General features: G+C 69.7%; 7 protein-coding genes. 4 read left to right on the top strand and 3 right to left on the bottom strand.

Going from position 1 to position 15,430, the window contains the following annotated elements; all coding sequences use genetic code 11:
* Positions 1–95: 95 nt before the first annotated feature.
* The gene (locus ACFRCG_RS43010; protein ID WP_380041966.1) at positions 96–3,059 is read right to left on the bottom strand and encodes a VCBS repeat-containing protein; all 2,964 of its coding nucleotides are present in this window, start codon (positions 3,057–3,059) and stop codon (positions 96–98) included.
* Positions 3,060–3,424: 365 nt separating this feature from the next.
* Between ACFRCG_RS43010 and ACFRCG_RS43015 the strand changes: the two genes are divergently transcribed.
* The 3 genes from ACFRCG_RS43015 to ACFRCG_RS43025 all read left to right on the top strand — a co-directional run bounded on the left by ACFRCG_RS43015 (position 3,425) and on the right by ACFRCG_RS43025 (position 12,597).
* On the top strand, positions 3,425–9,652 hold the full coding sequence (locus ACFRCG_RS43015; RefSeq protein ID WP_380042009.1) for an RHS repeat domain-containing protein: 6,228 nt from the start codon (positions 3,425–3,427) through the stop codon (positions 9,650–9,652).
* A gap of 83 nt (positions 9,653–9,735) precedes the next feature.
* Positions 9,736–10,245, top strand: coding sequence for a hypothetical protein (locus ACFRCG_RS43020; protein WP_380041969.1), 510 nt, complete (start codon positions 9,736–9,738; stop codon positions 10,243–10,245).
* Between the two features lie 129 nt (positions 10,246–10,374).
* Positions 10,375–12,597: a primosomal protein N' gene (locus ACFRCG_RS43025; protein ID WP_380042012.1), complete on the top strand. Its 2,223-nt coding sequence runs from the start codon at positions 10,375–10,377 to the stop codon at positions 12,595–12,597.
* A 144-nt stretch (positions 12,598–12,741) separates the two neighbouring features.
* On the opposite strand, the gene ACFRCG_RS43030 is transcribed toward ACFRCG_RS43025, so the two are convergent.
* Positions 12,742–13,941: a hypothetical protein gene (locus tag ACFRCG_RS43030; protein WP_380041972.1), complete on the bottom strand. Its 1,200-nt coding sequence runs from the start codon at positions 13,939–13,941 to the stop codon at positions 12,742–12,744.
* Positions 13,938–14,546, bottom strand: a complete 609-nt coding sequence (locus tag ACFRCG_RS43035) for an RNA polymerase sigma factor (RefSeq protein WP_380041975.1) — start codon at positions 14,544–14,546, stop codon at positions 13,938–13,940. Before ACFRCG_RS43035 ends, ACFRCG_RS43030 begins: the two co-directional genes overlap by 4 nt.
* Before the next feature lie 335 nt (positions 14,547–14,881).
* On the opposite strand from ACFRCG_RS43035, the gene def reads away from it, so the two are divergent.
* Positions 14,882–15,427 carry a peptide deformylase gene (def, locus tag ACFRCG_RS43040; protein WP_380041977.1) on the top strand — a complete coding sequence of 182 codons (546 nt, stop codon included), beginning with the start codon at positions 14,882–14,884 and terminating at the stop codon, positions 15,425–15,427.
* Positions 15,428–15,430 lie beyond the last annotated feature (3 nt).

Raw genomic sequence — 15,430 nt, forward strand, 5'->3', positions numbered from 1 at the left:
CGGGGGAGCCGACACCGGCGGTGGGGCCCCCACCGGCCCCCCCCCCGGGGGGCGGGGCCCCCCCGCGGGGCGCGGCCGCCCAGGCGCTCGTCGGTTCAGAAGATGTAGTAGTTCTGCCACCCCCACCCTGTCTGCGCGTACCCGCTGAACCCGTTCGGGCCGTCCCCCCAAGTGATGTACATCTCGCCGTTCCCGGTACTGACGTAGTTCCAGTAGTCCGCCTTGCCGTCGTTGTTGGCGTCCGTGGCAAGGACGTACGGCGTGGTGACGAGCGGGAGTCCGGTGTTGATGAGCACGCGGTGCTCATCAACACCGATTCCGGCCGTCGCGCTGTTCTGCTCCACGCCCGGATACAGGAAGAGTTCGCCGGTGCTCTTGTTGCGCGCCCACAGGTCGGGGAAGGTGTCGCCGTTGACGTCGCCAGGTGCGGCGAGGGTCATCGCGCCCCACCCCGAGGTACCGATGAGAATGGGTTCGCGTCCGGGGTAGTCCAGGATCAGGCTCGGCCCGGATCCCTGGTAGAGCCACAGTTGGCCGCCGCTGCTGACCAGGAAGTCCGGGAAGCCGCCGCCCATGCCGGTGTCGTCGCCGGTGACGTTGCCGATGGCGAGGATCTGGTCGGCGTTCTGCAGATGGTCGTTCGCGGGGTCGCGGAGGGTGAACTCCTTGACGCCGGTGCTGCAGCTGAAGCAGATGTAGCCGTCGCCGTTGTTCGGATGCATGTACAGCTTGTACGTGTTGGTGGCGGGATCACGCCTCCGCAGCAGTACGTCCTCGTACTCGTCGCCGTTCCAGTCGCCCCGACGGGTCATCAGGTTGCCCTGCCAGTACTTGGCGCCGTCGATGTCGATCGTCTCGCTGGAGGACAACGGGTTCCGGTGGTTGCCGTCGCCGTTGCCCGGATAGCGCATCAGTCGTCCGTCGGGCCGCACCGACAGCAGGTCGGTGTTGCCGTCGCCGTCGAGGTCGCCCGGCTTGTCGGCGAAGCCCTGGTGATTGGACCAGAAGCCGTAGACGGCGGTGTCCGAGGCGTTGCCCGCCGCGTTCTTGGAGACGACGTACAGGTTGAGCGGGCCGTTCAGCGGTACTCGGACGTCGACGCTTCGGGCGCAGCCCGGGCAGGGGGCGGGGACGGTGACGTGCGTGTTGTCCCAGTCGCTCCAGTACTCGTAGGAGGCGATGTCGGCGACACCGTTGGCGGCGAAGGTGAAGGTGCCGGTCTCGCGAGCCTTTCCGCTGACCGCCGGGTCGGCGGTGAACTTGGTGGAGGAGACCACCGGCACGGCCGACGGCCTCGATCGATCGACGATGAAGTGGCAGACCGGAGTCCACGCGGACACCGCGCCTGCGGGGTCCTCGGCGCGGCTGAACCACGAGTACGTGCCCGAGGGGAGCAGGTTGGCGGGCACGTCCAGGCGCGCGGTGTTACCGCTGGAGACGGCGACGCGAGTGTCGATGATGTTGGGGTTGTCGCCGATCGCCCACAGCGCGAAGTGCGCGTAGACGGTGCCGCCGTCCGGGTCCTCGACCCGGGAGGTCAGGCTCACCTGGGTGTCGCCGATGCTGCCGTACGGCGGGTCGACGCCGCACGGCGTCAGCGGGACAGTGGCATAGCGGGTCGGTGTCCCGGGCGTGGAGTTGTACTCGGTGGACATCACCGCGCTGGAGGCGACGAATTTCGTCCACGAGTTGACTGTGCTCTCGTCGTCGGCACGTAGCCCCAGCGACCAGGACCACCAGTGGTTGGCCGCGGCCGACCGGGCCGCGTTGGTGACGTCCCATTCGACCGGCCCGCTCGGGCACGAACTGCCCCCGCCGGAACCGGTCTTGGCGGTGGCGATCTTGGTCCCCCACCAGCCGGTGGTGTTGTTCCAGGTGACCGAAGAGCTGATCGAGGGTGTGTCGTAGACCGAGATCGCCTTCTTGGTGCACGACCAGGAGTGGTCGGCGCGAAGACTGAACGTCGAGGAGGAGATCACGGTGTCCCACAGCGGACGGGTGTCCATCTGGAAGAACGAGCGCGCGGTCCCGCCCGTGTCGCTCTCGTGGCCCACACGCGCCACGCTCGTCCAGGAGTTGCCGTCGCCCTCGTTGAAGTTGGCGCCGTTCCAGAACGAACTATTCGGATAGGGCTTGTAGCCGAACGTCCAGTTCTGCATCGCGCCGCCGAACCGGGGGTCGACGACGACCGGGTAGACGGTGTCGGTCCCGGTCAACAGGCTCTGGTCGGGGATGATTTCGAGGGCGCCGCCGGCGATGCGGGCGGGCATCAGGGTGGTGGGCGCGGCGGCGGGCTCACCGGCCGCCGCGGCGTGCGCCGCGGTCGACCCGGCGGCGGACTTGGCGTCCCACATGCGCGGCTGTGAGCCGGTGAACACGTCCCGGCCCTGCGGGTCCCGGGCGAGGAGCGTGCCGTCGGCGTTGGTGGTCACGTCCACACCGGTGGTGCGCGTGGTGAAGGTGAGTCGGGCCAATCGCGGATCGCGGGCGGCCGCGGCGTTTTTGACCACGAACTGTTCGGTGAACGAGTCCACGTCCGCGACCACGACAAGGTCGACGCCGGGCAGCACCTCACCGTAGGTGGCGGTGTCGCCGGTCAGGACGGGCTTGGGCAGCGGGGTGTCCCAGGTGAAGCCGAGCTTGCGCCCGGAGTTGTTCAGTTCCACCAGCGGTCCGGTGCCGCCGCCCGAGAAGGTCATGCCGACGGTGGAGGCGACCGGTCGCACCGACCCGTCGGTGGCGAAGCGCAACGTGGCGTCCACGGGTACCCACTTGCCGGCCTGCTTGACCCGCTGCGGTCGCAGCGTTTGCTCGACGGTGAACGTCCCCGACGGGTTGGCGAACGTTTGGGCCGACTCCGAGCGCAGCTCGCCGACCTCGATCCGCCGCCCGGCCCGCCGCGCCGCGTCGGCGGCCTCGGATCGGGTGGCGCGTACATCGGGATCGGCCGGTGTCCCACCCGTCGATCGATCGGCCGAAGCGACCGGCGCCACGGGCCGCGACGCGACGGCGGTGGGAGCGCCGAGCAGGTTCACTCCGAGTGCCGCGGTCACCGTCATCGCAACGGCAGACCAACGATATCCGAAAGGTGTGAAGCGATGCTCCGTTTTCAAATGCACGGAGAACTCCCAACTCGATGTGATGTGGATCACAATGTATGGCTTACTTGTTGGATATTCGATTCCGAGAACCGGTGCCTGAGCGAGACTAAGTCAACGAATTATCCAGCGTCATGATTTCGCGCATATCGTTTCGAGTCGACTCGCCACCATGCGTCGTCGGATAAGTCCGATTTCGTGGGAGGTGGGGACGACCGATGACTTTTGGGGGGGAAACGTTGCCCGAGCATGCCTCATGGTCGTTGTTCAGGCCTGGCGGCGGACGCGCGCCAGGCCGAATGACGGCGATCGTTCTCTCGGTGATCATGCTTTCCTTGGCGTCCGCACCCGCCTCGGCTTGGGGGGCGTTCGCGACGGGGGACGAATCGGCATTCGCCGGTCCTGATATACCCGAAATCCCTCCCGTGCCGGTGACGAAAGTAACCGGTTCGGGCCGTATTCCGGTCAAGGGAAAGGGCTATGAACCGGCCACAATCTCGTGGCCGAAGGCCGAAAAGGCTCGCGTAAATCTCGCCGGCAAGAGCACTTTGCGTCACGATGCGGCGGCAACCGACCCGGGGTGGGCCGGGGCCGGCCGACTCCCGATTCGAGTGGGCGTCATCGACGCCGCCCGGCAGGGCCGGGCGGTCGACGCCGTCGCGGTGGAGATCCTCGATCGCGACGTCACCGGCAAGGCCGGTGTCGACGGCGTGCTCGTCAAGATCACCGGCGGCCTCGGTGCCTCGGGGGCGGCCGGCGTCGAACTCGACTACAGGGGCTTCGCGACCGCGCGTGGCGGCGACTGGGCCTCCCGGTTGACACTGGTACGACTACCGGTCTGTGTCTTGACCACGCCGGACGCGCCGGAATGCCGGGTACGTACCGTTCTCCCGGCACGCAACGACTCTCGTCGCGGCACCGTGTCCGCCGAGGTCACGTTGTCCGGTACCGGTACGACCCCGTCGGTACCGACCGCCAAGTCGGCGTCGTCGCTCGCGGGAGGCGAGTTTCTGCTGGCGGCCACGGCCGATCCGGCGGGGCCGCGTGGGGACTACAAGGCAACGCCTCCGACCGGCACGGGCAGTTGGTCGGGAGGGACTTCGGGGGGCGGCTTCACCTGGTCCTATCCGATCCGTACACCGGCCGGATTCGGCGGTCCCGAGCCCGACCTCACGCTCTCCTACGCGTCCCAGGCGTTGGACGGACGTACGGCTGCGACGAACAACCAGCCGAACTGGGTGGGCGACGGCTGGGACCTTGCGAGCAGCCACATCGAGCGCCGGTACAAGTCGTGCGTGGACGACATGGGCGCCGGCGGGGCGAACACCGCCAAGTCGTGGGACCAGTGCTGGTTTTCCGACAACGCGGTGCTGTCCCTGAACGGACGCACCACGGAACTCGTGCACGACGACGCGACCGGCGCCTGGACACCTCTGGAGGACGACGGCACAAAGGTCGAACGTCTCAAGGATGTCGGCACCGGAAACGGGGACAACGACGGCGAACACTGGAAGGTCACCACGGCCGACGGCGTGCGGTACTACTTCGGCCTGAACCGCCTCCCGGGATGGACCGGCGGGAAGCCGGAGACGGGATCGACCTACACGGTCCCGGTGTTCGGCAACAACGACGGAGAGCCCTGCCGCCAGGACGGCAACTACGCCGCCTCCTTCTGTAACCAGGCGTGGCGCTGGAACCTGGACTACGTGGTGGATCCGCGCAACAACGCGATGGCCTATTACTACACCCAGGAGAAGAACTTCTACGGCCGCAACGTAGACCCGGCCACGGGCAAGGGAACACCCACTCAATATGTGCGCGGTGGCTGGTTGGATCGCGTGGAGTACGGACTTCGCGCCGACGACGTGTTCGCCCCCGCGCCCATGCAGGTCTCCTTCGGGGTTGTCGAGCGCTGCACCGCCTCCGGCGCGATCACCTGCGCCCCGGGCGAGTTGAAGATCGACCCGGATCCCTCGAAGGACACGACCAAGTACTGGCCCGATGTGCCCTTCGACCAGAATTGCGATGCGGGCAAGGACTGCAAGGGGATCGCCGCCCCGACGTTCTGGTCACGCAAGCGTCTCGTCGACATCACCACCAAAGTGCGGACCGGTGGGGTCGCTCGGGATGTCGACTCCTGGTCGTTCACCCAGACCTTCAAGCCGACCGGCGACAGTGCCAGGGACTTCCCGCTGTGGTTGGAATCGATCACGCGCTCCGGCAAAGCCGGCGGCGCAGCACCGATCTCCCTGCCCCCGGTGACGTTCGGAGGTATCCAGCTGGACAATCGCGTGGACGGTTTGAACGACGGAGCCGCTCCGTTCACCAGATGGCGGGTTAATTCGGTGGCCTCGGAAACCGGCGGGACCACGGCGGTGGTCTATTCCGAAAAGGATTGCACCAAGGACACCCTGCCGGCGGTGGACGCCAACGGCAAGCGTTGTTATCCGACCTTCTGGCAAAAGCCCGTCGATACCCAGCCGACGCTGGACTGGTTCCACAAGTACGTGGCGGTTCAGGTTCGGGAGGAAGACGGCACGGGAGGCGCCCCGGCGAAGGTGACCGACTACGAATTCGTCGGGACCCCGGCCTGGGTCAAGTCGACGGATGAATTCAGCAAACCCGAGAATCGCACCTTCTCCGAGTATCGGGGATATCAGACGGTCAAGTCGCGCACCGGAGCCGGAGCGGATCGCCGCACCCTGGCGGAGGCGACGTACTTTCGCGGGCTCGACGGTATCGAGGTGAAGGACTCCGAGAACAACCCGGTCGTCGATCACGCGGCGTTCCAAGGCATGGCCCGCGAGTCGCGCACCTATGACTTCGACGGTGGTGCGCTGATCTCGTCCTCCGTGTTCGTGCCCTGGCACTCGGGGGCCACCGCGACTCACGCGCGCGGCGGGCTGCCCGACCTCGTCGCCGTGCACAAGGGCGTGGAGAAGGCCTACACCCGCACGCCGCTCGCCGACGGCAAGATGCGTCGCACGGTCGAGAGCACGACCTTCGACACCCACGGCATGAGGTTGCGGGTCGATGAGAGCGGTGACTCGGCCGTCACCGGGGATGAACGATGCACGCGCTTGGAATACGCCCGAAACCCCGGTGCGAACCTGTTGTCCCTGGTCTCGCGTACCGAAACGGTCGCCGTCGGCTGCGATGTCGTCGCGGAACGGCCGAAGAACGTGGTTTCCGACGTCCGGACCGGATATGACGGGGGCACCCCCGGCGCCGCTCCCTCGCAGGGACTGGTCACCTCATCCGAGCGGATCAAGGCGGACGGCTCCGGCTACGAGGTCGTGACCACGGCGGCACACGACGTATACGGTCGAACGGTGTCCATCGAGGACGCCTTTGGGCGCGCAACGCGCACGGCGTTCACCCCGGCGACGGGGGAGAGCCCGATCCGGTCGCAGGTGACGAATCCCAAGAACTTCGTCACCGTTACCGAGTTCGACGCGCGTCGAGGGATCCCGGTCGCGGTGATCGATCCCAACCTCAAACGTATCGACAACGACTACGACGCCCTCGGCAGGGTCGTCGCCGTCTGGGGGCCGGGGTGGTCGAAGGCGGATCACCCGAATCATCCGAACTCGAAGTTCGCCTACACCGTCGCCAACGACGCGGCGACGGTGGTCACTTCGCAAACGCTGATGCACAACTCGGAATACAAGACCTCGTACGAGATCTTCGACTCCCTCCTGCGTACCCGGCAAACCCAGACGCCCACCTTCGGTGGGCGCCTGATCGGCGAAACCTTCTACGATTCCCGTGGTTGGACGCCGCGCGTCTTCAAGCCGTACTACGCGACCGGTGCCCCACAGGCGCAACTCGTCACGGGCGATCCACTCGCCGTGCCCGACGCCGCCTGGAGCGAGTTCGACGGGCAGGGCCGAGTGACCGCGGCCGTCGCGAAATACCTGGGCGTGGAGAAGAGTCGCACGACCACGATCTTCGAGGGTGATCGCACCACGGTTCTCCCGCCGGCGGGCGGGATTGCGCAGACCACCATCGTGGACGTCCGTGGCAAGACGACCGAACTGCGGCAATACACGAGTGCGGATCGTTCGACGTGGCAGTCGGTTCACTACGAATATGCCGATCGTGGTCTGTTGACCAGGGTCACGGACGCCGGCGGCAGTTCCTGGCGCAACGAGTACGACGTGCTCGGCCGCACGATCAAGGTCACCGACCCCGACAAGGGTGTGTCGACCATGACGTACGACGCGGCCGATCGGGTGGTGACCACGACGGATGCCCGAGGTGTCGTCCTCACCAACGACTACGACGAGTTGGGGCGTAGGACCGCGGTGCGCAACGGTGCCACCCCGCTCGAGTCCTGGGTGTTCGACACCGTCGCCAAGGGGCAGCAGACCTCGGCCACCCGGACGGAAGCCGGGCGATCCTTCACCACCGCGGTCACCGGGTACACCGACCGCTATCAGCCGAGCGGCAAGACGGTCGTGATCCCGGCCGAGGAGGGGAAGCTGTCGGGCACCTACACGTGGAAGTTCTATTACAACGAGCGCAACGGTGTGACGGAGATGGTGGATCTGCCGGCCGCAGGCGGCCTCCCGGCCGAAACCGTGCGTACCACCTACGACGATGTGACGGGACTTCCCGTCGGCACCGCGGGGTTGGTGCCCTACGTGCAGAACACGCTCTACGACAACTACGGAATGCCGACGCGTCTCGACATGAGTCTGCTCGGCAAACGTGTCTACCAGAGCTACGGATACGACCCTCACGACCACAAGCTGCTGAGCAGCACGGTCACCCGCGATGTGGCGCCGGTGCAGATCACCGATACTCGCTACCGGTACGACCCCGCCGGCAATGTGACGCGGGTTTCCGAGGACCAGGGCGCCGCCGCGGGTTCGGTGCGGACCGATACGCAGTGCTTCGCCTACGACGCACTGCGCAGGATGACCGCCGCCTGGACCGCCACCGACGCGTGTGCCGCGGCGGCGAGCACGGGCCCGAGCGGCACCGTGGGTGGTCCCGACGCCTACTGGACGTCGTTCACGTTCGACGCGGTCGGCAGTCGTCGGACCGAGACCATCCACGGATTGGGCGGTTCGGCGGACGCTCTCCGTACCTACAACAACAGCGGTCACCGGTTGGACAGTGTCACGACGACCGGTACGTCCGCTCCGACGACCGACACCTACGGTTACGACGCCGGAGGAAACACCACAACGCGCGGCCTCGCGAATGGTGTCCAGACCCTGACCTGGGGCGTGGACGGCCGATTGAGCAGTACCGTCGGTGGTGGCGACGCCACTTACGCCTACGCCGCGGACGGCTCGCGCCTGCTGCGCCGGGCGGGGGACAACGTCACGCTGTCCCTGGGAGAGACCGAGTTGACCTGGACCAAGTCCGACGACAAGGTACTCGGCACCAGGTACTACAACCATGCCGGCCGCACCGTCGCGGAGCGGGTCGCGAAGGCATCGGGCGGCGTCAAGATCGCCTTCTTGGCAGCGGATCCGCACGGCACGGCGACCACCTCGATCGACGGTGCCACGTCGCAGGTCACCCGGCGCAGGACCACACCGTTCGGAGCCCCGCGTGGGGTACAGCCCCAGCAGGGCACGGGCGCCGATCAGTGGCCCGACGACAAGGGTTTCCTTGGAGCGCCCATGGATCCGTTCGGGCTGACCCACGTGGGGGCTCGCGAGTACGACCCGTCGATCGGGCGCTTTGTCAGCGCCGACCCGGTCATGGTGCTGACCGACGGTCAACAACTGCACGGATACGCCTACTCGAACAACAATCCGATGACCTATGACGATCCCAGTGGCCTGTGTGCTTCGGAGGCTTGCTTCTTCGGAAATCATCCCGTCGGTAATCCGCCGGCAGAGCCCACAATCGATGCGACGCTCATCGACGACGAGAATCAGAAGGCCTGTTCCAGGAACGACTGCAGCGGGACGCGGAGAAACTCCTCCGGAAGTCGACCCAATACGAGTGGGAACAAGAGCCGAAGCGATCGTCGGGCGCGGGGCGAGGCGCTGTGGAGTCAGCGGCAGCGGGTCACCGAATGGTTCTACTCCCCGGATGAATCTCGCAACGGCGACAAGAGTACGACCACCGGCATGAACCCGGCAGAGAAGGAGCTGTGCTTCAGGGATATGGTTGCCTGCGGGGAATATATGGAGATATCCTCCTGGGCGAAGCGGCAGACGGCGAAAGAATACGGTGACCCAAATTCACTCAGCACCAGCGAAGGCGGCGAGCAGGCGAATGCTTTCCGACACACCATCTGGCAGGGTGCGCTGACCCGCGCGCTCGGTGAAAAGCGGGCGGCGGAGTTCGCCGATGCACACGAGGCTTTCGGTACGTCGCGCGAGGTGGCGGACTCGAAAGCGGATCTCTTCAACAACGAGTTCGGCAGAGCCGCTTCGAGTCGGGCCTGGACGGCAACCTATGAAAGAGTCAGCAGGCACCCGTCCATGGGTCTGGGCTTCGATGGGTACTTCAAACAGGCGCTCATCGGCGAGGCGAGGGCGTATGTCAAGTCGGATGCCTTCGCGCGACCGAAGGATTTCAAATAGTTAGACACCCGGATGTGTGCGGCCCGCCGGTCGACTCGACGGACGGCCCGCACACACCGATCCATCCGGAAGGTAGCGTTGCGATGGCGAATGCGGCCAAGCTATTCGCGAAGTTGAGTGCGCCATGGCGGGTATCCGAGGAACGCCTGCCTACTTTGTTCCGGGCGATGAAGAGAACCTGTGGAGCGTGCCTCGCAGGTGGTGTCCTGGGCGGTGTGGTGTTGGGTGTCGCGTCTTTGGGATTCGGCCCGGGAGCGCTGGGTTTCGCGATTGTGTCGGCCCCTTTCGGGTTGCTCGCGGCTCTGGTGCTGCCCCTCCTTCTCGTGCTCGTTCCCGGTCCTGTCTGGGGGCGAAAGGTCTACCTCTACGGATTCTTCGTGGGGATGGCCGCGTGTACGGGGGCTGCGTTGGCACTGCAGTTGACCCGCACGGGGATCATCACCCACGAGAATCGAAACCTCGCGGTCTACCTGGTCCTTTGGCCCACATTTTTCGCCGCCATCGTCACCCCGTGGATCATTCGTTCCCCGTCGGACGGGTCCGAGCCGGCCGACGGCACCCGCCTCGACGCGGGTACTCCTCGGCTTCGATGAGTTCGGGGCGAGGCCGGTCGACGGGCCGGGGTGTGCGGCCGGTTGTGGGGCGAGGGTCGGCTACTCGGTTGCGAGGAGGGGTGCTCGCCCCACCTGCGCGGATTCGTCGTAGCGGTCTGTCAGGATGCCCTGGTGGCGACGAACGATCCTGGTGGGGGTAGCGGCGAGGACGGGCAGTTGGCGTTCGGGGTCGAGGGGGCGCGGCGGGCCGTGCGGGCTGCTCGGGGGCGCAAGCCGAAGGCGCCGGCGCAGGCCGAGCGGCTGCCGGTGGCCAGGGTCGTCGTGGACAAGGGGCTCGTGCACCTGGATCGACTGTTCGACTACTCGGTGCCGGCCAAGCTGGCCGAGCAGGCCCAGCCCGGAGTGCGGGTGCGGGTGCGGTTCGGGGCCAAGGTCGTGGACGGGCGGCGGCGCGGTGGCGGGTTGATCGACGGGGTGATCGTCGAACGGGTCGAGCGCAGCACGTACGCCGGACCGCTGGCCCCGTTGGCGAGTGTCGTCTCGCCCGAGATCGTGCTCGCGCCGCCGATGGTCGAGCTGGCCCGGGCGGTGGCGGACCGGTACGCGGGCAGCCTCGCCGACGTCGTGCAGCTCGCGCTGCCGGCCCGGCACGCGCGCGCAGAGGCGGAGCCCTCGGGGGAGCCGTTGGCGCGGCCCGCGCCGCCCGCGCCCGGGCCGTGGTCGCGCTACCCGGCCGGCGCCGCGCACCTGGCCGCGCTCGCCGCGGGGCAGTCGCCGCGCACGGTGTGGACCGCGCTGCCCGGGCCGCACTGGCCGGACGAGATCGCCCGCGCGATGGCCGCCACGCTGGCCGGCGGTCGGGGAGCGCTCGCGGTCGTCCCCGACGCCAAGGCCGTGGACCGGGTCGACGCGGCGTTGACCGCGCTGCTCGGTCCGGGCCGGCACGTCGCGCTGACCGCCGGACTGGGACCGGAGGAGCGCTACCGGCGCTGGCTCGCGGTCAACCGGGGCACGGTCCGCGCCGTCGTGGGCACCCGCGCGGCGATGTTCGCGCCGGTGGTGGAACTGGGCCTGGCCCTGGTCTGGAACGACGGCGACGACTCGCACGCCGACCAGAACGCGCCGCACCCGCACGTGCGCGAGGTGCTGGCCATGCGCGCCGCCCGCGAGCACGCCGCGTTCACCGTCGGCGGGCACTCCACCACGGTCGAGGCCGCGCAACTGGTCCGCACCGGCTGGGCCCGGCCGCTGGACGCCGACCGCGCCGCCGTCCGCGCCGCCGCACCGCTCGTGCGCACCGTCGGCAGCGATTTCGACCTGGCCCGGGACGAGGCGGCGCGCGCGGCGCGGTTGCCGACCCTGGCCTGGGACGTGGCGCGCACCGCGTTGCGCGGCGGCCCGGTCCTGGTCCAGGTGCCCCGACGCGGCTACCTGGTGCGCACGTCGTGTCAGCGCTGCCGGGAGCCGGCGCGCTGCGCGCACTGTTCGGGGCCGCTCGAACTGCCCTCCGGGGACGCGGTGTTGACCTGCGGCTGGTGTACTCGGCCGGCGCCGAACTGGCATTGCCGGGTGTGCGGCGGGGACCGCATCCGGGCGGGCGTGATCGGCGCGCGACGGACCGCGGAGGAGTTGGGCCGCGCGTTCCCGACCGTACCGGTGCGCACCTCCGGGCGGGACGCGATCCTGACCACCGTGCCGGACCTGCCCGCGCTGATCATCGCCACGCCCGGAGCCGAACCGGTCGCGCCGAGCGGCTACGCGGCGGCGCTGCTCCTGGACGGCTGGGCTCTGCTCACCCGCCCCGACCTGCGCGCCGGCGAGGAGGCGCTGCGCCGCTGGCTGGACGCGGCGAGCCTGGTCCGCCCGGCGGGGCAGGGCGGCACGCTGGTCGTGGTCGCCGAGTCCACGCTGCGTCCGGTGCAGGCGCTGGTGCGGTGGGACCCGCAGGGGTACGCGCTGACCGAACTCGGCGAGCGGGCCGACCTGAACCTGCCGCCGGTCTCGCGGATGGCGTCGGTCACCGGGCCGCCCGCCGGGATCGCCGACTTCCTTGCGGTGTTGCGGCTGCCGGACGGGGTGGACGTACTGGGCCCGGTCCCGGTCGCCCCGACCGGCGCCCGCACCCCGCCGCCGGCGCCGCCCAGGCCCGACCCCAGGGCCGCCGACACCCGCGCCGAACTCACCCGCGCCCTGTTCGGCACCACGCCGCCGCCCCCCGCGGCGGCCCGGCCGGCGGCCGAACCGCCGCGCCACGAACGGGTCCTGCTCCGGATCGAACCGGGCCGCGGCGCGGAACTGGCACACGCGCTGAAGGCGGCACAGACGTTTCGTCTGGCCCGGGGAACCGCCGATCCGGTGCTGATCAGGGTCGATCCGCCGGACATCGGCTGACGCGGTCGGGCGCGGCGCCCGGTTCGCCCGGACGGTGCGGTGCGCGGCGGCGCCCGGGCGCCCGGCTCGTGGCCCGGCTCCGGGGCGCCGCGTCGGGGTGTCACGAGCCCATCCGGGCGTGCGCCCGTCTCGCGGGTGGTGGCGCTACCCCCAGTGCGTGCGGCTTCCGCAGCCCTTCGTCAGCGGTGTCGTGGTGCAGCGCAGCGACTCCGTGTCGCCCGTGCGGTCGGCCAGGAGGGCGCCGGCCGCGTCGTAGGCGCGGATGTGCGGTAGGGCGTCGAGGTTGCCGGGGATGCCGGCGAACCACACGCCGTTGCGGACCACCGCGCCGATCGTGCGTCCGTCCGGCAACTCCACCACGATCCGGGCCACCGAGGCCGTGGTCCTGCCCCACCACGTCGACACCGCGGAGGCCGGCGGCGGGTCGTTCACCGGACCGAGGAGCGTGCTTCGACGGACTTCGAACGGGCCCGCGAGGGTGCCGTCGGCCGCCGTCGGGGCCGGGAAGTCCGGTGGCGCCTCCCCGTGGCACACCACCAGGCCCGGCTTGGTCGCCTTGCCCACGACCATCGGGCGCAACACGCCGCTCCGCATCTCCTCCCAGGCGGTGAAGTACGGCTTGAACGCCGAATCCGGCTCGCGCACCTTCCACAACGACGCGTCGGGCCCGGCCGGACTCGGCGTCCGCGCCCCGTGCGCCGTCGGGCTCGCCGTCAGCGGTGGCGGCGGCCCCCCGTCCACCACGACGCCCGGCGGGAACGTGGCCGGCTCGTCCGGCCGGTACAGCGACCCGGACCCGATCGCGAGCCCCCCGGACGACGGCGGGGACATGTTCGGCCCGGTCGGCAGGCCCGTTCCGGCCGGCGGCACCGGATCGCTCGACCACGGCGGCACGGTCGCCTCCGACAACGGCACCCCCGGCGGCGGCGACCACCCTCCACCCGGCGACATCGTCGCCTCCGGCGGTCGCCACGTCGGCTTCGACGTCGCGAATCCGGTCGGCGGCGGAGGCGGCACCGCGGCCCGCCGGCCGTTGTCCAGACACGTCGCCAGCGTTCGGCTCGCCACGTCCCACGGCACCGGGTCGCCCGCCTTGGCCGACTCCCTCGGCACCCCCTGGGACGGGTCCTGGCCGGCCACCGGCCCCGCGGCCGACAGGTTCTCCGGCCCCCGCCACGGTTGCGCGGCCAACACCCCCACGGCGCACATCGCGAGCACCGCGCCGGCGGCGATGCCCGGTACCAGCGCCCGGTGCCGGCCGGACGGCTCCGTGTCGAGCATGGCCAGCAACTCGCGCCGGCGCCGGTCGTGTCCGGGCAGCCGGTCCTCGTCGTACGGGCTCATCGTGCCTCCTCGATGCCTGTATGCGTGCTCGCGTGCACGCCCTCTTCGGCCAGCAGGCCGCTCAACCGCTTCCGGGCCCGATGCATCCGCGCCTTGACCGTGCCCAGCGCCACGCCCAGCGCGGTGGCCGCCGCCTGCTGATCCAGGCCGCCCCACACGCACAGCTCCACCACGTCGCGCTCGTGCCGGGGCAGCTTCGCCACCGAACGCCGCAACGCCTGCGCCGCACGCTCGCGGTCGATCCGCCGGGCCACCTCGTCCGCGTGGTCGGGTTCGTGGTCGGGCAGCGGCACCCGCGCGGCCAGCGCCCGATAACGCTTGAGCGCGCGGCGCCGGTTGGCCACCGTGCGGTTCGCCGTGCCGAGCAGCCACGGCAGCGCGCTGTCCCGATCGAAGGTCACCTCCGCACGGCGGCGCCAGGCGGTCAGGAACACCGCCGACGTCAGGTCCTCGGCCTCACCGCCGTCACCGGTCCGCCGCAGGACGTGGCCGTAGACCGCCCCCGCGTGCCGGTCGAACACCACCGCGAACGCGTCGCGATCCCCCGCACGGACCCGGGCCCACAACACGTGGTCCCCGTCCCGATGTTCCTGTTCGGTCGTCACACCCGGAGAGTGTCCGCCACCTCGAACAGGGTTGCCGGAGGAACGATGGACCCGCCCGGCCGGGGTTGCCGCAGGCACGCCGACCCCGCCCCGCGCACGACCGGCAACCGACGCGGACGGTCGCCGGACGTACCCCGCCCCGCCCCGCCCGCGGCCCGCGCCCGGCATGAGGGAGCCGGGCCGCGCCCGCTCAGTAGACTTGCCGCTCTCCGGTTCCGATCGACCGACACCGCCGAGCGGCACACCTCGTGTACCGCGCCGCCACGCGCGGCGGCGCCGGCGGCCGGCAGCCGTACGACCGACCACCGACCGACCACCGATGGGGGAGCACACCCGTGGCAGTCCAGCCGATCCGCCTGTTCGGCGACCCCGTCCTGCGCGGCAAGGCCGACCCGGTCACCGTGTTCGACAAGGAACTGCGTCGACTGGTCGCCGACCTCACCGACACCATGCGCGACGCGCCCGGCAGCGGCCTGGCCGCGCCGCAGATCGGCGTCGCCCTGCGGGTGTTCACCTACCAGGTGGACGGCGAGGTGGGCCACCTGATCAACCCCGACCTGGACCTGTCCGAGGACGAACAGGACGGCCCCGAGGGCTGCCTGTCCCTGCCGGGTCTGCGCTACGACACCAAGCGCGCGTACGGCGTGGTCGCCAAGGGCTTCAACATGCACGGCGACCCCGTCGTCATCGAGGGCACCCGGCTGCTCTCGCGCTGCATCCAGCACGAGACCGACCACCTCGACGGCATCCTGTTCATCGACCGGCTCGACCGCGAACAGCGCAAGTCCGCGCTGCGTGCGCTGCGCGAGGCGGAATGGGCGGGGCAGGCCCCGCCCCAGGTGAAGTTCTCCCCCCACTCCACCTTCGGGAAGGCCCTCTAAAAC

Source organism: Embleya sp. NPDC056575 (assembly GCF_042793325.1).
Classification (GTDB): Bacteria; Actinomycetota; Actinomycetes; order Streptomycetales; family Streptomycetaceae; genus Embleya.